This window comes from Herbaspirillum sp. Her4 (genome assembly GCF_057961335.1).
The window spans coordinates 3,039,861-3,059,050 of the sequence record NZ_CM176330.1 but is presented as its reverse complement, the minus strand read 5'-3'; the positions used below and the strand labels follow the sequence as shown (position 1 = coordinate 3,059,050).

Sequence of the window (19,190 nt, the reverse complement as noted above, 5' to 3'; positions counted from 1 at the left end):
GGAACAAGAATCATCATGGCACATGCCAACGACGAATATCATGTGATCGGAGAAGGGGCGGCTGTCACCTTTGCCAACCGAGGAAACGACAGGCCAGCAGAACTGCCTCGGGACTTGCCCGGCATTGTGATTTTCATTCACGGGGTCAATGATCCTGGGGCTGTTTATTCCTTTGTTGAGGAGGGGCTTTGTCAAGGGCTCAATGAACGATTGGATCGTAAGGACTTGAAGCCAGGAAGCTATGGCGCGCAGTACAAAGAGATAAAGGCAAAGAAAAATCCCGGCACGCTAGATCAAGACAAGTTGTCTGATCCTGACACCTATCTTTACCAGCGCAACGAGATCGCCGGGTCGACGAAAAGCGTCTTCATTCCTTTTTATTGGGGCTACCGGGCACAAAACGATGAAATTGCGCGCTTCGACTCCAAGGGAAAGAGCAATACCGCTGAAGTAAAGGGCGGGGTCGATGACGGACAAGGCTTCCAGACGATCCGCGGCCAGTATCAGGACATTCACGGAAATCGCCTTGATAAACATTTCGGTAAAGCAGGTGGTTTCTTTGCCAATGCGACAAATAATATTCCGGACATGTATGGTGCCGGATTCAGGGCGGACTGGAAGACTCGCAGGGTGACTAAAAACACACTGGGAGGCAATTCGATGTACGCGGCAGATGGGCCTGATCGCCGATACTTCGTACTCGCAGCGACTCGCCTGGCGCATCTGATCAACCTGACGCGATCAATCAAGCCCTCTGCCGTGGCCAATGCACATGGCATGCAGCCGGAACATGAAACCATCACCATCATGGGGCATAGCCAAGGAACCATCCTGACCCTGCTCGCGCAAGCGATTTTAAAAAAGAATAATCAGCGCTGTGTTGATTGCATCATTATGGTGGATAGCCCCTACAGCCTCTACGAGACCAGCGGCTGCAACCAGACCGGTTCCGCCAAGCTTCAGACCCTGATCAACATCGTCAATGCCGTGACGGAACAGCCGTACAAGATTCCAGATCTTGCTCAGATGCTGATCGACCATGACAAGCATGGTGGACGAGCAGGAGTGAACTGGAGCGCGACACAGGGCAAGCGACTGGACAAGAGCGGCAAAAACTGGGTGACCTTTGATGAGCGAGATAATCGTGGCAAGGTCTATTTGTATTTTTGTCCGGAAGATACGGTCGTGGGGCTCAGTACTGTGCGCGGCATAGGAACCTTTGGGGTACCAGATGAGGTGCCCGCAGATGCGATACCCGCAGACGAGGAAGCAAAAACTGCTAAAAACAAGACCATGGGTGCCATGAGTGTGTTGGAACACAAGCGGTTTTTCCAACGCATGTGGACACGTATGGAACGTGATAAAAACTTCGACGGGAAGTACAAGAAGGTGCTGGTCGGCACCAAGCCCGAACGCGTACCGGTGCGCGATCAATTCGAACGTTTGTCTCCTGGACCTGATGCCGGACCTAAAAATATGCTGGTCAACGCTGCTCTACAGACAAATTTCAAAAGAAACGATATTCGCTTCATCAACGGCGAAGAGTTGAAGCCCCCCTGCGAACCGAATCTTTATGGCGGTGAAGTCAAGGGAAGGACAGGTGGCCCCAGGCCCGGGCATGTTGACCAAGCGGGAATGATGGCACCAGATGACGTCACCAAGGATGTTATCGTGGCGAATCAGTACGTTACGTTGCAATGGAAGACGGTAGAACGCACCGTGAACCCGTTTTATGACCTGAACAAAGCAAAAGAGGCTTTCAATGCCGGCAAGCCACTGGACGAGCAGTCTCACAACTGGCGCATCACTCACCCACTTGCCGTCGCCGGACTGGTAGGGGCCTATGGCGTAGTAGAACGCGAAGAAACACCCCAAGAAGCAAAAAATCGTATGGCCACTACGGCGGACGAATACGAAGCCAATAACTACCACTCGGGCATGTTGCATGCTACAGAAAATCATCGCTGGGTCACGGCGATGGATGTGGCTATCGGTCAGGCGATTACACTCGATGATCCAGTCTGGCGTGATTTACTGATACGTATTGCGGATTGGAAGATGGATAAACAGGCCTTTTCTACGATTAGCCAAAATAGGGCATACAAAGAAAAACTTTCCCAGGACGAAAAGGACTTTATAAAAGCCTGCAGCAATTACTATCAAAAAGGCATATTTCCCGGAGAGCAATTTGTGTCGATGGCGATGCCAAAGTTGGTGACCAGTGAATTAACGCGAGAGGCGACTCAAGAGCAGCAACGCGCTGCTGCTCTTGAGAGAGAGGCAGAAATGCGTTTCTATCAGAATCAAGTGCCCCAAGGCATGGCCAACTTGGGGAATTTACGATGAAACCGCGTATCTGGCCTTATGCGGTCGCATTTTTAGTTGGCGTGTTTCTCTGGACCGGCAACATCATGAACGAGAGCTACCATTATTGGCAGACAACAGGACAGGAGATGGTGGATATGGGAAGCAGTATTCGGAACGGTGTATTAGCTGTACTTGGCATCACAGTGTTAGCTTACGCCGGAAGCTGGGCTTGGATACATCGCACTTCGAATGGAAGCACAGATGCAGCCACGAAGGCACAGGTCGCTCCAGCAGCGGTCGAAAATAATCTTTCCGAGAGCCAGGCAATGCTTGCTCAAATGGGGAAGAAATTTGTGCTGGAAGTGCGAGGCATGGGCGTCGTCGTCGGCGAAAACACTGACGAAGAGATATGGCGAGCCATTGAAAAGAAGGCAGACAATCATGCTACTTACCTTTCGCAGAATCCGGAAGACTATACAAATAGCGCCGACCAGCGATTATCAGATTTAGGCGCGGTGACTGGATTGTCTTTTAAACGAGCGGCAGGCCGTGCGGTAGATCAGTGGCCGCTGCCTGTGATTATCTGGTATCCACCAAAGTCGCAGCGCACCCATCGTCCATCAGAGGATCTCGCCGGTCTACGTCAACAAGCGGGCCTGGGTGTAACGCTTCTGCTATGGCAAGAGGACGCCAACACTGATGACGGTGCGGCCATGATTGAAAAACTCTTCTCCTTCTTTGATACGCATCCAGATGTTCCGGCAGCATTGATATACAGCGAAGATGGCTCCCTGACGCGTTCTCTAGTGGCAACGCCTGGCCACGTGGACACACCCGAAGTTGGCCATGTTATTCCAGCGATGCCGGATAGCGTGGCCGCATTCTTGGTCACCAGATCAGATCGCGTCGATAAACTCATCAGGCCTTTCGCAGTCCAGCAGCGGTCTAACATCAACAAGAACGACACCGAATACGACATCGTCAAGCTGTGGAATTTCTTTTGGAAAAAAAATGACGACCAAGGCCCCAATAGCTTCGACGCCCAGTATGTCAAAGAAGAGAAAGCAGCCGGAGTAGACACGCCCTCCTCGGGAGCAATGTCCTCAACCTGGTGGCACGCCCAATTACCAGAGTTATGGAAAACCATCAGCAACCAAGGCCCGGGCGATTTCAAGCCAACACCGTATATCCCCGTGCGATGGACTGATTGGCAGCTGAAGCAATACGACAGCGCCCCCCTGCTCGGCTATCTCCATCGCCCAGTCGACGTAAAACTCACCGATGACAAAGGCCAACCGCTGAAAACCGCCCTACAAGCAGCCGCCCTGAAAGCCGGCTGGGAAGCGGCCATCGCCGGCTTGCCTGAAGCCACCGAACCCAAACGCGTCTTCTACGACACCACCGGCAACAAGCAATGGGTCATTCCGCTGAACCAGGCCTTAATGCAAATGGGTGCCTCGGCACCGCATCCAGACGAGGTCAAGGAAGGCTACGACATCGGCGCACGCATCGGCAACACCGGCACCAGCTCACCCATGGTACAGATCGGTCTCGGCCTGATCGCCAGCTATCACCAGGGCGGTGCCAGTGCGACGGTGAACCGCCGCCCGAACGGCATGGCCAGCATCATCATGGTCAGCCCGCCAGATGAAACGACCAAGGCTACGTGGGCCAAGAATCACGCGGGCAAGAGCCCGTTTGATTGATGATTACAAGACGCGTTGATGCCTGCATCAACGCGTGACGATAAGAGAGACATGATCTTGCAACTTCAAGTCATCAGCGGATATGGCAAATAGTTTTCGGAATAGTGCATTAGCTGCGCTTGGCGTTGCCGTCCTCGCATTTGCTGGAAGTTGGGTCTGGATGCATCGTTCATCGAATGCAGCCAATGGTGAAACAGCTCAACAGCAGCTTACGTCGGAGGCGGAGACACATCATTCCAGCAACCAAATCATGCTAGCGCAGACAGGACAGAAGTTTGTGTTGGAAGTAAGAGGAATGGGCGTCGTCGTCGGCGAAGATACTGACGAGGAAATATGGCGACTTATTGAGAAAAAAGCCAACAACCAAGAGAGTTATCGCTCAAAAAATCCGGACGACTACACGAATAGTGCTGACGAACGCTTATCCAAATTGGGTGTTGTAACTAGCGTTTCTCTTGAGAGAGGCGCTCGACATGCCGTCGACCAATGGCCCCTCCCCGTCATCATCTGGTATCCGCCGAAGACAAAGGACGGAACACGACCCGCCGCAGACTTGGCAGGCCTGCGTCAAATGGCAAGTCTCGGTGTGACCTTGCTGTTGTGGCAGGAGGATGCCAATACCGAGGACGGTGCGGGGATGATAGAAAAGCTGTTCGCCTTTTTTGATACTCATCCAGATGCGCCCGCAGCACTGATCTTCAGTACTGACGGCTCAATGATGCGGTCGTTAGTAGAGACGCCAGGTCGCGTGGACACACCAGAAGTAGGCCATCACATTCCAGCGATGCCGGACAGTGTCGCAGCCTTCCTGGTCACCCGCTCGGACCGGGTCGACAATTTAGTCCGCCCCTATGCTGTCAAGCAGACTGCCAACATCAATAAAAACGACACCGAGTATGACATCGTCAAGCTATGGAATTTCTTCTGGCGAAATAGCCACGATCAAGGCCCGGACAGTTTCAATGCGTATTTCATCAAGAAAGAAAAGGAAGCCGGGGTCGCCAATCCTTCGGCCATCGGTGTCATGTCCGCAAAATGGTGGCAAGAAAAATTACCGGAATTATGGAAAACGATCAGCAACCAAGGCCCCGGCGACTTCAAGCCCTCCCCCTACCTCCCGGTGCGCTGGACCAACTGGCAAGTCGAGCAATTTGACGATGCTCCCCTGCTCGGCTATCTTCATCGCCCAGTCGACGTAAAACTCACCGACGACAAAGGCCAGCCGCTGAAAACCGCCCTGCAAGCAGCCGCCCTGAAAGCCGGCTGGGAAGCCGCCATTGCCGGCCTGCCTGAAGCCACCGAACCCAAACGCGTCTTCTACGACACCACCGGCAACAAGCAATGGGTCATCCCGCTGAACCAGGCATTGATGCAAATGGGTCCCTCCGCTCCGCATCCAGACGAGGTCAAGGAAGGCTACGACATCGGCGCACGCATCGGCAACACCGGCACCAGCTCACCCATGGTGCAGATCGGTCTCGGCCTGATCGCCAGCTATCACCAGGGCGGTGCCAGTGCGACGGTAAACCGCCGCCCGAACGGCATGGCCAGCATCATCATGGTCACCCCGCCGGATGAAACGACCAAGGCTACGTGGGCCAAGACGCACGGCGGCCGGAGCCCCTTTGAATGACATCACCCCACAAGGACCACTGACATGCGCGGCATCATTCGTCTCGGCGATTCCACCAGCCACGGCGGCAAGGTCGTCACCGGACAAGACAAATCCATCGTCATGGGACGCGCCGTCGCCTGCGTCGGCGATCACTGCAGCTGCCCGATCTCCGGCCATCACGATTGCGTCATCGTGGAAGGCGATCCCAACGTGCTGATCGACGGCAAGGCCGTCGCCTTCGAGGGCCACAAGACCTCCTGCGGGGCCTCGCTGATCTCCAGCATGGAGTCGTCAGGACGAACCGCGTAAATCATTTCGCATCGGCCCGCATCCCGCAGGCCAGACTGCATTGTCGGAGTCGCACATCTTGAGCGAGAATGAGCGCCGGCAAGCCTTCCTCGACGATCTGCAGCAGGCACGATAAAAAAGGGCAATGCCTGCGCATTGCCCTTCTGCTTTACTAATGTCTTGCTGTCCTGCTGTCCTGCCTTGCGTTTTTGCCGTTTGCTTCACATCGGCAATCGCATCAATCGGGCCATCAAGCCGCCATCGCCATCCCGCGCGACTTGCCGGAGCTCAGGTAGCTGGCGATGGAATCCTGCGTCACTTCGCCCACGTAGCTGCCATCGTTGGCAATGACCGGCATCCAGCTGGTGCTGTGCTTGTACATCTTGGAGAGCACCACGCGCAGGTTCTCGTCCGGATCGGCATTCATGGTGAAGGGACGCACCATGTCCTCGGCCACACCTGTGTTGCCGCGCACATCCCGGCGGGTCAGATAACCCAGGGCACGGTTGTCGGCATCGATGATGGTGAGATAGCGCGAATCCTGGTCATCCATCAGCGCCAGCGCCTGGTCGCACGATACGTCCGGGTGGGCGGTGGCCGGGGTGGTCGCGGCCTCGCCGGCACGCACCAGCAGCAGGCGCTTCAAGGTGTGATCCTGACCCACGAAGGCGCTCACGAAATCATCCTTGGGACGGGCCAGCAAGGTGTCCGGATTGTCGAACTGCACCAGCTTGCCGGCGCGGAACACGGCCACCTTGTCGCCCAGCTTGATGGCTTCGTCGATGTCGTGGCTGACCATGATGACGGTCTTGTTCAGCTGGCGCTGCATCTGGAAGAACTCGTTCTGGATCGATTCGCGATTGATCGGATCGACCGCGCCAAACGGTTCATCCATCAGCAGCACCGGCGCATCGGCCGCCAGTGCGCGGATGACGCCGATACGCTGCTGCTGGCCACCAGACAGCTCACGCGGGTAGCGCTTGAGGAATTTCTTCGGGTCCAGTGCCACCATGGCCATCAGTTCGGTGGCACGTTCCTGGCAGCGCTTCTTGTCCCAGCCCAGGAGGCGCGGGACGATGGTGATGTTTTCTTCGATGGTCATGTTGGGGAACAGACCGATCTGCTGGATCACGTAGCCGATGTGGCGGCGCAGTTCCACTTCATCGATGCCGGAGGTGTCCTGGCCGTTCAGCAGTACGCGGCCGGAGGTCGGGTTGATCAGGCGATTGATCATCTTGAGGGTGGTGGTCTTGCCGCATCCCGAGGGGCCGAGGAAGACGCAGATCTCCCCTTCAGCCACCTTCAGGCTGACGGCGTCCACCGCCTTGACCTGCGTGCCATCCTTTTGAGTGTAGGTCTTGCTCAGTTGGTCCAGTTCGATCATTTTTGTACTCCTTTCGGTGTCAGGATTTTCTGCAGACGTTGCAGCAGGGTGTCCGCAATGATGGCCAGCACGCTGATCATCACCGCGCCCACCACGAGTTTTTGCATGTTGCTCTGGCTGATCGCATGCAGGATCAGCACGCCCAGCCCACCAGCACCAATCACGGCCGCAATGGCCATGACGCCGATGTTCATCACGACGGCGGTACGCACGCCGCCCAGGATGACAGGCACGGCCAGCGGCAGGTCCACCATGCGCAGGCGCTGCCAGAAGGTCATGCCGATGCCGATGCCGGCTTCCTTGATGCCGGCTTCAATGTTCTCCAGCGCCAGATAAGTGTTGCGCATGATCGGCAGCAGCGAATACAGGAACACGGCGGTGATGGCCGGCAAGGGGCCGATGCCGGCACCGAATTGCGAGAACACCGGAATCATCAGGCCGAACAGTGCGATGGAAGGCAGCGTCAGCACAATGGTCGCCAGCCCCATCAAAGGACCGGCCAGCCAGCGCACCCGCACGATCAGGATGCCCAGCGGTACGCCGATGGCAATGGCCAGGCTCACCGCAATGCCCACCAGTTCAAGGTGCTGCAGGGTCAGGTCGAGGATGTTGCGCCAGTCCGATTGCAGGTATTGGAAGATGTTCATGGTCCCCTCCTCAGATCAGGCCGGCTTGCTTCAGGAAATCGGCCGCCACCTTGGCCACCGGTTCCTGGTCGATGTCGACGCGCTTGTTCAGCTCGGTCATGGTCGCCGTGTCGATCTTGGCGGCCAGGGCGTTCAGTTGCTCGGCCAGCTTGGGGTTCTTGTCCAGGATCTCCTGGCGCACAACCGGGGTGGCCTTGTAGGCGGCAAAGTAGCCCTTGTCATCCTCCAGCAGCTGCAGGTCGAAACCCTTGATGCGGCCATCCGAGGCGTAGGTCAGGCCGACGAACAATTGTTCGTTCTTCAGGGCCGTGTAGACCAGACCCGGGTCCATCTGCTTGACTTCGCTGCGATCCAGCTTGAAGCCATACAGCGCCTGCATCGGGCCCAGGCCGTCGGGACGGGAAGCGAATTCATAGTCCACGCCCAGCAGATGCTGCTTGTTGCCTTCCTTGTCGTCTTCATTGATGCGGTTGGCGAGATCCTGCAGCGAGTGGATGTGATACTTCTCGGCCACTTCACGCGGCATGGCGAAAGCGTAGGTGTTGTTCAGCTCCGACTGGTTGAGCCAGGTCAGGCCGCGCGGCGCGTCCAGTTCCTTGACCTTCTGGTAGATCTGGTCGGGATCGAGCTTGTCCTCGATGTGGTTGTAGACGATCAGGGCGGTGCCGGTGTAATCCCAGACGATGTCGATCTGGCCGCTCTCCAGCGCCGAGCGCATCAGGGTGGTGCCGAGGCCGTTCTTCAGGTCGGTGTCGTAACCCTTGGCGCGCAGGTATTGCGCGGTCATGTCCGATAGCAGCAGCTGCTCGGTGAAGTTCTTGCCGCCGATGACCAGGTTCTGGGCCTGAGCGCGGGCCGTGCCGAACATGGCCAGGCCAAGCGCCAGGGCGCACAGGGCATATTTTGCGATGGTCTTCTTTGTCATGCTTTCCTCTCTACCGCTGTGCCGGAAAGGGCTGGCGTGCGGTCGTTCTTGTGATGGGAATGAGCTGCCGGATCAGGTGCGCAGCCCGCGACGCGCCAGGTAGAAACCCGACAGCGAAGTCACCAGGGCATCCAGCACCAGCGCCAGCAAGGCGGTGGCGGCAGCGCCCAGCAGCAGCTGGCCGTGATTGTTCAGATAGATGCCGGGGAAGATCAGGCCGCCGAGACTCTCGCCGCCGATCAGCATCGACAGCGGTGCGGTGCCGACATTGATCGCCAGCGCAGTACGCACGCCACCGACGATGATCGGCAGCGCATTGGGCAACTCCACGCGGAACAGGATCTGATGCGGCTTCATGCCGATGCCGCGAGCAGCTTCCTTCATGGCGGCCGGCACGTTCTTCAACCCCTCGTAGGTGTTGCGCACGATGGGCAGCAACGAAGCCAGCCACAGGGCCAGGATGGTCGGGCCATTGCCGATGCCGAAGGCGGCCAATGCCAGCGCCAGCACGGCGATGGAGGGGATGGTGTTGCCGATGTTGAAGATCTGGATGAACTTCTCTGCACTGCGTTGCGCGCCCGGGCGGGATAGCGCGATACCGGCCGGAATGCCGGTGACCAGGGCCAGCACCATCGAACTGAAGACCAGTTCCAGATGCTTGCCGGTGTAGTAGACCAGGTCACCGCGATACTTCTGGATGACGTCCGGACCGATCCACCAGACCAGGCCTGCAATAACCAGCGCAAAACCGAACGCGCCGGCGAAGACGTGACGAACACGTGTCATGTTACCCCCTGTTGGTATAGCCGACACGACATGACGCCGCGACGACGGGTTTCTGGGATCAAGTTGTATAGGGTTCGCTTGCCCCGTTGGGCGTATCGTTTGGATGCGAACCGAAAGCTGCAAGGGCAGCGATGAAACCGAAGCGATGAAACCAGCCTCGGCATAGTGCACACCGGACAGGGATGGGAACGGTTCACCGTGGAGAACGGGAGGGCGTTCGCGCTGCCAGCCGGAAATTCGGACAACCCGCACACTGCGGATCGGACACTGCTAAGAGTCGTTGTTGAACAAGTGATTTCGCGAGCAAGATGCCGCGAAAGAACGATAGTTTAAAGCAATCGCTTAATGCTGTCCAGCAATGTAGCAATGTGAATCGATAACTTACAGATCTGAAGCACTTTTAAAAGTTCCCAACGGCGGTCAATATGCCGTTAAAAGTGGTCATCCTGAAAACCGCCAGCGCGGCGCTATCCCTTGCCCCATGCGGCTCCCGCCGAGCTTGACTAATGAGCAACATGGGGCAAAAAAAATCGCCGGACCTCTCTGCGAGGCCGGCGAAAAATTTTTCAGAAGCGCGGCAGGAGGTCGCCGCGTCGGTGCTGCGCTGTCAGCGCATGGCGCCGAACACCTTGCCCAGAATGGCGCTGCCGGTCCCGACCGGATCCTTGCGGATGGCTTTTTCTTCCTCGCCGATCATCAGGAACAAGCCATCCAGCGCACGCTGGGTGACATAGCCTTCCACGGTGCTCTGCTCGGCGCTCACCAGCCCGGATTTGGCGACCTGGCCCCTGACGGCGTTGTAGCGGCCGGAGAGGCCGTTCTTGTCGGTGATCTGCTTGACGATGGGCAGGAACTTCACGGCCAGTTCGGCCGAGGTTTTCTGGCGGAAGAAATCGGTCACGGAGGTATCGCCACCAGCCAGGATGTTCTTGGCATCGCTCACCGACATCGACTTGACGGCATTGACCAGCAGCGGCTTGGCCATCGGCACGGCGGCCTCGGCGGCGTGGTTCATGTCGGCCACCAGGCCATCGACCTGGCCGCCCATGCCGGTCATGCGCAGCAGCGGCATGGCCTGCTCCAGCGCACCGGGCAGCTGGATCTTGACCTTGTCATTGCCGAGGAAGCCGTTGGGCCGGCCCAGGTTGGCCACGGCGGTATTGGCGCCCTTCTCCAGCGCGGCTTTCAGGCCAGCGGTGGCGTCCTGGTTGCTCAGGTCGGACAGCGAAAAGGCCAGGGCACCGCAGCTGGCCAGCAAGAGACTGGCCGCCAGCGTGCGGCGCAGTGCGGAAACGGGGAAACGGGAAAAGGACATGCGCGACTCCAAAGTTCAGGATGCCGGGATGATAGCAGCCCGGCATGACGGCACCAGCTCACTTGCCGCGCGAGAGCTCCAGCCCGGCATTGTGCGGCAGCTTGCCGCTGATCGGCACCGAGGCCACCGAGAACAGGCCGATGACCAGGAAGGCCGGCCAGAAATCGGCCTCGACGATGCTCGCGTGCCCCTGCAGATGATTCGACAGTTGCAGCACGATGCCCGCCACCGTCACGCCCAGGCCCAGCGACAGCTGCTGGATCACGCTGGCCAGGCTGGTGACGCGGCCGGCGTCGCGGCTGTCGATGTCGGCATAGGCGATCGAATTGAGGCAGGTGAACTGCAGCGCCGGGAACACCCCGCCCATCAGCACGATGGTGACAATGAGCAGATAAGGCGTATGCATGCTGAAGATGCCATAAGCCGCCAGCGCGATGCCGGCGAACACGGCATTGACCATCAGCACGGTGCGGAAGCCATAGCGGCGCAGCACCCGGCTGGCCAGCAGACGGATGAAGAGCGAACCGAAGGCCGAGGCACAGGTGATGCTGCCGGCCTGGAAGGCGGTCATGCCCAGCCCTTCCTGGAGCGCCAGCGGCAGCAGGAAAGGCACCGCGCCCAGGCCGATGCGAAACAGCGAGCCCCCCACCACGCTGGCATGCAGCGTGGGAATGCGCAGCAGGCGGAAGTCCAGCAGCGGATAAGGGATCTGGGTGGAATGACGGTAATACATCACCAGCGCAATGGCGCCGATGGAACACATGGCCACCGGCGTGGCGCCGTCGACCAGCTGGCTGCCGAACAGCGACAGACCCAGCATGATCATGGCCGCGCCCACCGAGGTGAGTACAAAACCCTTCACATCCAGCGGGGCCGGATTGTCTTCCTTGAAGTTCTGGATGAAGCGCTTGGCCAGATACAGGCCCAGGAAACAGAACGGGATATTGATCAGGAACACCCAGCGCCAGTGAAAGTAGGTCGTGAGAAAGCCGCCCAGCAGCGGCCCGACCACCGGTCCCAGGAGCGCCGGCAAGGTGAGATAGCTGACCGCCTTGACCAGTTCGGACTTGTCGACCGAACGCGCGATGATGACCCGCCCCACCGGCACCATCATGGCCCCGCCGATACCCTGCAGAAAGCGCGCCGCCACGAAGGTCACCAGCGAGCCGGAGACGGCGCACAGGATGGAGCCGGTCATGAAGACGATCATGGCCCAGCTGAACACCTTGCGCGCGCCCAGCTTGTCGGCCATCCAGCCGGAGATCGGGATGAACACGCCCAGCGCCGCGACATAGGCGGTCATGGCCAGTTTCAGGGTGATCGGGTCTTGATGGAGATCGCGCGCGAGCGCGGGGAGCGAGGTGGCCAGCACGGTGGCGTCCATGTTTTCCATGAACAGCGCACAGCCGACAATGAGCGGAATGAGCAGCGAGGGTCGCACGGTAGGCAACGGGGCAACAGAGCGGGTGACAGTGGCGGAATTCCAGGGAGGCTCTTCGTTGCACGGCCTCCTGAAGAGTCATAGTTTAACCCAGCTGGCCTTTTCTTGCGGGCAAGCCGTCGGATCGCCGCAACGATGTGAAGACTTTGGCAGACAGTCGGCCGCCATCGGACACGCCACTTCACTCTGCGCAAAGGGCACTTTCAGGATGAGCCCATGTCACAATGCAGCACGGCGCATCGTGCGAAACAATCTTCATATCACGCTATAACCTGCCCCACCCTCATTTGGAGCCTGGATGAACAACAACATCAACAACACCCACAGCAAAACCCTGGGCTATCTGCTCTGGATCTTCGGATTTCTCGGCGCGCACCGCTTCTACTACGGCAAACCCGTCACCGGCACGATCTGGTTCTTCACGCTGGGCCTGTTGGGCATTGGCTGGATCGTCGACCTGTTCCTGATCCCCTCGATGGATCGCGAAGCCGACCGCCGTTTCGTGGCCGGCGAGGTCAACTATTCGGTGGCCTGGCTGCTGCTGACGTTCCTGGGCATCTTCGGCGCGCACCGCCTGTACATCGGCAAGTGGATCAGCGGCATCGTCTATTTCTTCACCGGCGGCTTCTTCCTGCTGGGCGTGCTGTACGACTTCTGGACGCTCAACGCCCAGATCTCCGAACGCAACCACGGCGCACGCGCCTGAACCCTGCCGGCGGCCCTTCCCGGCCGCCCTACTTCTTTTTCAATGCCTTCATGCGCTTGGCGGCCAGCTCCACGGTGTGGAGCTGCTCCTTGCGCTTCATCGATTTCCAGTCCTTGATTTCATCCCGGGTGCGGCCGCAGCCGGTACAGACTTCGTGCTTGAGCTTGCACAGCGAGACACAGGGGCTCTTGACGTCTTTTGCCACTTGCGGATTCCACTTCATTCATATTCAGACAGTCCTGACTGTACTGCAATGCCGGAAAGCCTGCTGACGCCCTGCCCCATGAAAAAGGCCCGCATCCTTGCGAATGCGGGCCAGCCCACGACTACCTCTGCTACGGTTACTACAGTGCTACAGGTACTGCAGCCGCCTGCTTTCCCCGAGTACCAGTCTTTCAAGCAAGCGACTGGACGGGAGTATCCCGGTTTACGGCGTTCATGGGCATAGGAAAAGTCTGAAAAAACGAGATCAAGTTGTGCCGGACTGCTATTCCGTTTTGCCGGACTGACTTGTCTTATCGGATTTGTCCGATTTGTCCGTTTTATCTGCCTTGTCCGATTTTTCTCCCTTGTCCTGCTTGAAGCGGGTCACCAGCAACTGGTTGATGCGATTGCCTTCGATGTCCACCACCTCGAACTTGAAATCGGAGAAGAGCACGAAATCGGTCTTCTTCGGAATCTTGCGCAGCATGTACATGATGAAACCCGACAAGGTCTCATAGCCCACCGGGTTGGGATACTCGTCGATGTCCAGTTCGTTCATGACATCGTTCAAGGGCGTCAGGCCATCCATGAGCCAGGAGTTCTCGTCACGGCGCACGATCTGCTGCTCTTCCTCGGTGATGGCCAGCAGATTGCCCATCAAGACGCCCGTCACGTCGGTGATGCTGATGATGCCGACCACCAGTGCATATTCGTTCACCACGATGGCCAGGTCTTCATCCATGGCCTTCATGCGTTCCAGCACTTCCCACAGGTTCAGGGAATCGGGAATGGACAGCGGTGTGTGCACCAGACCCTTGTCGGCCAGGGAGAACTGTTCACCCTTGAGCAAGCGCTTGAGCACATCCTTGCTGTCGATGTAGCCCAGCACCGCATCGATATGCCCATCGCAGACCAGGAAGCGCGAATGCGGGTGATCGATGATCTTCTGGCGGATCATGTCTTCGCTGTCGGTCAGCAGGAAGTAGACGATGCTGTCGCGCGGCGTCATGGCCGAGGGCACGTAGCGGCTTTCCAGCTCGAACACGTTCTCGATCAGGTGATGCTCCTGCGTCAGCAGCACACCAGCCTGCGCGCCCGCATCGACCATGGCGTGAATCTCGCTGGGCGTGATGACGTCCTGGCGCACCTGCGGCAAACCGAACAGCGTGAAGATCCACTTCGACAGACTGTTGAAGAACCACACCAGCGGCCTGAAGAGCGTTTCCAGCAGCAGCATGGGCTGCACCAGCGCCACCGCGGCGCGCTCGGGTGCGGCCATGGCCAGGCGCTTGGGCATGAGGTCGGCAAAGAGGATGAAGAAAGCCGTCACCACCAGGAAGGACATCGCAAAGCTGATGTTCTCCAGCAGCGGGCCGACGTAGAAGGTGCTGACGATCTCGCGCATGTGCGGCGTGAGCGCCGGCTCGCCGACCACACCGCCGAGGATGGCCACCGCGTTCAGGCCGATCTGCACCACCGTGAAGAAATTGCCCGGCTGGGCTTGCAGCGAGAGGACCCGGTCGGCGTTGTGCACGCCCTCCTTGGACATCATCTCAAGACGGATCTTGCGCGAGGCGGCAATGGAGATCTCGGCGCAGGAAAGAAAGGCGCTGACCACGACCAGGAGCAGGATCAGCAGCAGACTGGTGAATATGCTCATGTTGTTCATGTTGTTCTTATCTCATTGATTTGACGTGACATTCTCTCGCGCAACGGGGAGAAAAAGCAAATTCACGCCAATCAACGGCCAAGTGAAGCCTCCTGCCGGCCGCGCAGCAGGGGCCTCCAACACAAACTTCGCTCACTGCTTCAATACACGTCGCGCCGGTAACGCCCTTGTTCCGCCAGCGCCTGCAGGGCGTCCTCACCCAGAATCTCCTGCAGGGCCAGTGCCACGCCCCCTGCCATGCCCTGCAGGCTGCCGCAGACGTAGAGGCTGGCACCCTCCTCCACCCATTGCCGCAGGACATCGGCGGCTGCGCGCAGCTTGTGCTGGACATAGATACGATCGGGCTGGTCACGCGAGAAGGCCAGGTCCAGCCGTTGCAGCCAGCCTTGGGCCTGCCACTCCTGCAGCTCCTGCTGATGGAAGAAATCGTGCTCACGCGAGCGCTCGCCGAACAACAGCCAGTTGCGCCGCTGACCCGCCGCCACGCGCTCGCGCAGATGCGCCCGCAGGCCGGCCAGCCCGGTGCCGTTGCCGATCAGGATCAGCGGGCGATCATCGCCGGGGCCATGGAAACTGCGGTTGCTGCGCACACGCAGGGCGATCTCCTGCCCCGGCTGCGCATGCAGCCCCAGCCAGCCGGAACCCAGACCGGCGCGGCCATCGGGCAGGCGCATCAGGCGCACCATCAGTTCGAGAGCGCCATCGGCGGGCAGTGAAGCAATCGAATAGGCGCGATGCGGCAGCGCTGGCAAAGCGGCCAGCAATTCCTCATCGGGCAAGCTGCGCAATGCGGCGAGCTGGTCAGCCTCATGCGGCAGCAGGCGCGTGGCCAGCGCTGCGCGCAGGGAATCGTCCTGGCGGCCAATCGTTTGCAGGAAGGTATCAACAGCCGCCCCGCTGTTGTGCGGGCCGATCTCGGCGATATCCCCGGCCTGCCATGGCGGGGATGGCAGATCCAGCGGCGTGAGGCTCAGGTGAAACACCGGCTCCCCCGCGCTGCCCGGATTGAGCACGCGCCGCCCGGCCAGACGCCAGCGGCCATAGGCCGGTGCTCTCCAGTCGGCTTCATCGCTATGGCCACTCAGGACACCCAGTTGATGCTGCCAATGCCGCAGCGCGCCCTCATCCCCGTTGTCCACCTCGATGGCATCGAACAGCGGCTGCGCATGGCGGCGGCACAGCCAGGCGTGCAGCGCGTGGCCGAAGGCGCAGTATTGCTGATAGCTGCGGTCGCCCAGGGCCAGCACGCCGAAACGCAGGTCCGGCAATGCGGCACTGTCGCAGCGGCCCAGTTGGCGGGCCAGTGCGGATGCGTCATCGGGGGCATCCCCCTCACCGGTGGTGCTGGCCACGAACAGGGCCAGGCGTGTGGCTTGCAGATCGGCATCGGTCAACTGTCCGGCAGGCAGCACGCGCACCACCAGGCCACCTGAGCGCAAACTTTGCGCGGTCTGCCAGGCCAGTTGCTCGGCTGTACCGGTCTGGCTGGCAAAGACGACCAGTACGGTTTGCGGGCCAGTGGCCTGTACAGTTCCCCACTGGGCCAGCTGCAACTGCTGCGCGCGACGATGCCGGAGGAAGGTCATCACGCAGAACACCAGGTAAGTCAGCGCCACCAGCGCGGCCATCAGGTATCGGGTCTGCATGGCGTCGCTCACTGCAACATGGCGGCCAGGGCCGGGGTGAGGCTCTCACGGAAGCCATCGGCTTCGCGGGTGATGAAAAGAGCGGCAATCCCGCGTTCGCGGGCAAAGGACAGTCCGTCTTCCTCGCCCAGTACAGTCAACACGGTCGCCAGGGCATCGGCCACCATGCATTGCCGGTGCAGTACCGTGACAGACGCCAGTGCACTGCGCACAGGTGTACCGGTACGGGGATCGATGGTGTGGGCGTAGCGCAGGCCGTCGTGATCGACATAGCGGCGATAGTCGCCCGAGGTGGCGATGGCCAGGCCGTGCAAGGCGACCACCATGCCGGCGCTGTCATCCTGCGGCGGGCGTTCCAGCGCCACCCACCAGGGCTGGCCATCGGCCTTGACGCCCTCCCCGACCAGTTCGCCGCCGACCTCGACCAGCCAGCTCACGCAGCCGCAATCGCGCAGTGCCTGCGCGACCAGGTCCACCGCATATCCCTTGGCGATCCCGGAAAAATCCAGATGCACGCCGCCCGCCTGCTGTACCTTGCGCTGCGCACGGTCGAACACGAGACGCTGCCAGCCGCAACGCTGGCGGGTCGATTCAAGCAAAGTCGGGTCTGGCAGGCGCAATGCGTCGCGCTGCACGCTGCCCGCGCCGAATCCCCACAAGTCCACCAGCGGACCGACCGTGGGATCGAAGGCCCCGGCGCTGTCCACGGCCATGGTGAGCGCGGCATCGAGCACGGTGAAGAAGTCCTCCGGCAAGGCATGCCAGCTGCCCGCAGGGGCGCGGTTGAAACGGCTGATGAGGGAATCGGCTTGCCAGGTGCTCATCTCGTCGATAACCCGCTGCAGCCGGGCCGCGATGGCCGTTGCGATCGTCTCCTGCGTGACGCTGCGCGAGGCCAGCGCCTGCACGCTCCAGGTGGTGCCCATGGTCTGCCCGGACAGGCGCTGGAGCGCCACATCAGGCGGCAGGAGGGACGGGGCTTGCAGGTCGACGGGGATCAGGACGCGGTGGGACATCGTCATCTTCAGCAATGAAAACGGCACCTGCAATGCAGGTGCCATCGGGGTCAATCAAATGCCATCAAAGGCGATCAAGCGATCACGCGATCAGGGCAGCACTTCGATGGTGGCGATGTAGGTGGCACGACGTTGCGTGGCCTGCGGCAGCGATGTCTTCTGGTCGGAGACGCTGGCTTCCATCCAGTACATGCCCGGGCCGGTCCACTTCACGCTGAACTTGCCGTCGGCATCGGTCTTGAGCTTGCTGTCCAGCAGCTTGTCGCGATAGCGGATGCCGCCGGGTACCAGTTCCACTTCCACATCCGACGCCGGCTTGCCATCGAGCAGCAGCTGGAAAGTCGCGGTGTCGCCCGCCACCAGGTCGGTGGGATGGGTCACCGGTTGCAGCTCCAGGCCCACGCCGGTCGGGGCCAGCGCGCCCTTGCTCGGCTTGCCGGCGGTGACGAAGGTTTCCACGCGGCTGTTCATCTGGGTCACCTTCAGATCGGTGGCATTGGCCGGGATTTCCTTGGCCAGGGTCTCGGCGGTGCCGCGCCAGCGCTTCTGCTGTCCATCCACCTTGTAGCTGGCGAAGACGCCATTGTTGACCACGGCAATCTTGTAGGTGCCGGGCTGGCTCAGCTGCACGTCGAAGGTGCTGCGGTACTTGCCGGTGGCGGCGTTGACGGCTTGCACCGGCTTGCCTTCGGGGCCGGTCACGACCAGGCCGTCCAGGCGCAGCGGGAAGTGTTCGAAGTAGAACAGGTCATTGGAAACGGCGGCGTCCACCGTGACCCAGGCTTCATTGCCCGACAGGACGGTGGCCGAGGGCAGCAGCCACTGGCGGTGTGCCTGGGCCGACAGCGGCAGGCTGATGGCCAGGGCCAGGGCGGCGATCTTCATGGAGCGGCCGGCGAAATGCTTGAGGGAAAACGACATGGCAGGTTCCTTGTTCTGGTTGATCTTGTTGGGGAGTCAGAGATGGCAAGCCATCAGGGCTTCAGTTCCAGGGCCACGGCACCCAGCTCGCTGCTGCCTTGGGCCTTGGCGCTCTGGGCGGCCTTGGGCGGCCACTGGAACGGCACCTTGACCAGCTCGCGGCCGCCGACTTCACGCGCGGCTTCCACCATCAGCACATAGTCGCCGGGAGCGAGATTGGCGAGCGGTCCCTTGCCGGAGCCGAAATTGAGTTTCTGTTCACCCGGTGCACGGGTCGCACCGCTGACGCCATCGATGGGCATCTGCTGCTCACGCCCGCTGCGACGCCACCATTGGCGCATGTCCTTCAACCACTTCTCGCCTTCCTTGTCCTTTTTCTTCACGTCGTACCAAACCGCCAGGTTGGCGGCCACGCTCTGGTCGGCGCGTTCGATCCAGGCGGCAAGATAGGGCCGGTGATATTCGGCCACGTTCAGGGTCGGGATTTCAATCTTGACGTTCATCTCCGCTGCGCCGGCCGGGGCGGCAGCGGCAAACAGCGCCGCCATGGCCAGGGCCAGGGCGGTCGGTTTCAACAGGGCGGACTTGCTACGCTTCATGGGACCTCGCTAAGA

The 19,190-nt window shown here is 59.9% G+C and carries 17 protein-coding genes; 5 read left to right on the top strand and 12 right to left on the bottom strand.

The window, feature by feature from the left end; translation table 11 throughout:
• Window positions 1-15: 15 nt before the first annotated feature.
• The 4 genes from ACWFUC_RS13765 (at window position 16) to ACWFUC_RS13750 (ending at window position 5,937) form a co-directional block, all read left to right on the top strand.
• Window positions 16-2,346, top strand: a complete 2,331-nt coding sequence (locus ACWFUC_RS13765; RefSeq protein WP_489637199.1) for a DUF3274 domain-containing protein — start codon at window positions 16-18, stop codon at window positions 2,344-2,346.
• Window positions 2,343-4,013, top strand: a complete 1,671-nt coding sequence (locus ACWFUC_RS13760; protein ID WP_489625196.1) for a type VI lipase adapter Tla3 domain-containing protein — start codon at window positions 2,343-2,345, stop codon at window positions 4,011-4,013. The genes ACWFUC_RS13765 and ACWFUC_RS13760 overlap by 4 nt, the downstream gene beginning before the upstream one ends.
• Window positions 4,014-4,095: 82 nt before the next feature.
• Window positions 4,096-5,646, top strand: a complete 1,551-nt coding sequence (locus tag ACWFUC_RS13755) for a type VI lipase adapter Tla3 domain-containing protein (RefSeq protein ID WP_489625195.1) — start codon at window positions 4,096-4,098, stop codon at window positions 5,644-5,646.
• Window positions 5,647-5,670: 24 nt separating this feature from the next.
• Entirely contained in the window at window positions 5,671-5,937 is a 267-nt protein-coding gene (locus ACWFUC_RS13750) for a PAAR domain-containing protein (protein ID WP_034329955.1), read from the top strand.
• A gap of 229 nt (window positions 5,938-6,166) precedes the next feature.
• On the opposite strand, the gene ACWFUC_RS13745 is transcribed toward ACWFUC_RS13750, so the two are convergent.
• From ACWFUC_RS13745 to ACWFUC_RS13720, 6 genes are all read right to left on the bottom strand, one after another.
• The gene (locus tag ACWFUC_RS13745) at window positions 6,167-7,300 is read right to left on the bottom strand and encodes an ABC transporter ATP-binding protein (RefSeq protein ID WP_034329957.1); all 1,134 of its coding nucleotides are present in this window, start codon (window positions 7,298-7,300) and stop codon (window positions 6,167-6,169) included.
• Window positions 7,297-7,947 (bottom strand): ABC transporter permease, encoded by a 651-nt coding sequence (locus tag ACWFUC_RS13740; RefSeq protein ID WP_039786787.1) that lies wholly within the window; start codon window positions 7,945-7,947, stop codon window positions 7,297-7,299. The genes ACWFUC_RS13745 and ACWFUC_RS13740 overlap by 4 nt, the downstream gene beginning before the upstream one ends.
• Before the next feature lie 10 nt (window positions 7,948-7,957).
• Window positions 7,958-8,872 carry a glycine betaine ABC transporter substrate-binding protein gene (locus tag ACWFUC_RS13735; RefSeq protein WP_209533330.1) on the bottom strand — a complete coding sequence of 305 codons (915 nt, stop codon included), beginning with the start codon at window positions 8,870-8,872 and terminating at the stop codon, window positions 7,958-7,960.
• Window positions 8,873-8,944: 72 nt separating this feature from the next.
• Complete coding sequence (locus ACWFUC_RS13730) at window positions 8,945-9,658, bottom strand: ABC transporter permease (protein WP_489625194.1); 714 nt, start codon at window positions 9,656-9,658, stop codon at window positions 8,945-8,947.
• A 607-nt stretch (window positions 9,659-10,265) separates the two neighbouring features.
• Window positions 10,266-10,973, bottom strand: coding sequence for a DUF4197 domain-containing protein (locus tag ACWFUC_RS13725; RefSeq protein ID WP_489625193.1), 708 nt, complete (start codon window positions 10,971-10,973; stop codon window positions 10,266-10,268).
• Between the two features lie 58 nt (window positions 10,974-11,031).
• On the bottom strand, window positions 11,032-12,366 hold the full coding sequence (locus ACWFUC_RS13720) for an MFS transporter (protein WP_051156462.1): 1,335 nt from the start codon (window positions 12,364-12,366) through the stop codon (window positions 11,032-11,034).
• Between the two features lie 346 nt (window positions 12,367-12,712).
• Between ACWFUC_RS13720 and ACWFUC_RS13715 the strand changes: the two genes are divergently transcribed.
• Entirely contained in the window at window positions 12,713-13,120 is a 408-nt protein-coding gene (locus ACWFUC_RS13715; protein ID WP_286866817.1) for an NINE protein, read from the top strand.
• A gap of 28 nt (window positions 13,121-13,148) precedes the next feature.
• Here the strand turns inward: ACWFUC_RS13715 and ACWFUC_RS13710 are convergent, their stop codons facing one another.
• The 6 genes from ACWFUC_RS13710 to ACWFUC_RS13685 form a co-directional block, all read right to left on the bottom strand.
• Window positions 13,149-13,325: a DUF1289 domain-containing protein gene (locus ACWFUC_RS13710; RefSeq protein ID WP_088754304.1), complete on the bottom strand. Its 177-nt coding sequence runs from the start codon at window positions 13,323-13,325 to the stop codon at window positions 13,149-13,151.
• A 282-nt stretch (window positions 13,326-13,607) separates the two neighbouring features.
• On the bottom strand, window positions 13,608-14,984 hold the full coding sequence (gene paeA, locus ACWFUC_RS13705) for a polyamine export protein PaeA (protein ID WP_134135052.1): 1,377 nt from the start codon (window positions 14,982-14,984) through the stop codon (window positions 13,608-13,610).
• A gap of 149 nt (window positions 14,985-15,133) precedes the next feature.
• Window positions 15,134-16,639, bottom strand: a complete 1,506-nt coding sequence (locus tag ACWFUC_RS13700) for a sulfite reductase subunit alpha (RefSeq protein ID WP_489625192.1) — start codon at window positions 16,637-16,639, stop codon at window positions 15,134-15,136.
• Window positions 16,640-16,647: 8 nt separating this feature from the next.
• Window positions 16,648-17,655 (bottom strand): FAD:protein FMN transferase, encoded by a 1,008-nt coding sequence (locus ACWFUC_RS13695; RefSeq protein ID WP_489625191.1) that lies wholly within the window; start codon window positions 17,653-17,655, stop codon window positions 16,648-16,650.
• Window positions 17,656-17,745: 90 nt separating this feature from the next.
• Entirely contained in the window at window positions 17,746-18,576 is an 831-nt protein-coding gene (locus ACWFUC_RS13690) for a DUF4198 domain-containing protein (RefSeq protein ID WP_489625190.1), read from the bottom strand.
• Between the two features lie 53 nt (window positions 18,577-18,629).
• Window positions 18,630-19,175 carry a DUF2271 domain-containing protein gene (locus ACWFUC_RS13685; protein ID WP_034333040.1) on the bottom strand — a complete coding sequence of 182 codons (546 nt, stop codon included), beginning with the start codon at window positions 19,173-19,175 and terminating at the stop codon, window positions 18,630-18,632.
• Window positions 19,176-19,190: the final 15 nt, after the last annotated feature.

What these genes read in the sequence shown, in the direction of transcription:
- ACWFUC_RS13765 (WP_489637199.1), top strand. Translation starts at nt 16, where the DNA reads ATGGCACATGCCAACGACGAATATCATGTGATCGGAGAAGGGGCGGCT.
- ACWFUC_RS13760 (WP_489625196.1), top strand. Translation starts at nt 2,343, where the DNA reads ATGAAACCGCGTATCTGGCCTTATGCGGTCGCATTTTTAGTTGGCGTG.
- ACWFUC_RS13755 (WP_489625195.1), top strand. Translation starts at nt 4,096, where the DNA reads ATGGCAAATAGTTTTCGGAATAGTGCATTAGCTGCGCTTGGCGTTGCC.
- ACWFUC_RS13750 (WP_034329955.1), top strand. Translation starts at nt 5,671, where the DNA reads ATGCGCGGCATCATTCGTCTCGGCGATTCCACCAGCCACGGCGGCAAG.
- ACWFUC_RS13745 (WP_034329957.1), bottom strand. Translation starts at nt 7,300, where the DNA reads ATGATCGAACTGGACCAACTGAGCAAGACCTACACTCAAAAGGATGGC.
- ACWFUC_RS13740 (WP_039786787.1), bottom strand. Translation starts at nt 7,947, where the DNA reads ATGAACATCTTCCAATACCTGCAATCGGACTGGCGCAACATCCTCGAC.
- ACWFUC_RS13735 (WP_209533330.1), bottom strand. Translation starts at nt 8,872, where the DNA reads ATGACAAAGAAGACCATCGCAAAATATGCCCTGTGCGCCCTGGCGCTT.
- ACWFUC_RS13730 (WP_489625194.1), bottom strand. Translation starts at nt 9,658, where the DNA reads ATGACACGTGTTCGTCACGTCTTCGCCGGCGCGTTCGGTTTTGCGCTG.
- ACWFUC_RS13725 (WP_489625193.1), bottom strand. Translation starts at nt 10,973, where the DNA reads ATGTCCTTTTCCCGTTTCCCCGTTTCCGCACTGCGCCGCACGCTGGCG.
- ACWFUC_RS13720 (WP_051156462.1), bottom strand. Translation starts at nt 12,366, where the DNA reads ATGGAAAACATGGACGCCACCGTGCTGGCCACCTCGCTCCCCGCGCTC.
- ACWFUC_RS13715 (WP_286866817.1), top strand. Translation starts at nt 12,713, where the DNA reads ATGAACAACAACATCAACAACACCCACAGCAAAACCCTGGGCTATCTG.
- paeA (WP_134135052.1), bottom strand. Translation starts at nt 14,984, where the DNA reads ATGAGCATATTCACCAGTCTGCTGCTGATCCTGCTCCTGGTCGTGGTC.
- ACWFUC_RS13700 (WP_489625192.1), bottom strand. Translation starts at nt 16,639, where the DNA reads ATGCAGACCCGATACCTGATGGCCGCGCTGGTGGCGCTGACTTACCTG.
- ACWFUC_RS13695 (WP_489625191.1), bottom strand. Translation starts at nt 17,655, where the DNA reads ATGTCCCACCGCGTCCTGATCCCCGTCGACCTGCAAGCCCCGTCCCTC.
- ACWFUC_RS13690 (WP_489625190.1), bottom strand. Translation starts at nt 18,576, where the DNA reads ATGTCGTTTTCCCTCAAGCATTTCGCCGGCCGCTCCATGAAGATCGCC.
- ACWFUC_RS13685 (WP_034333040.1), bottom strand. Translation starts at nt 19,175, where the DNA reads ATGAAGCGTAGCAAGTCCGCCCTGTTGAAACCGACCGCCCTGGCCCTG.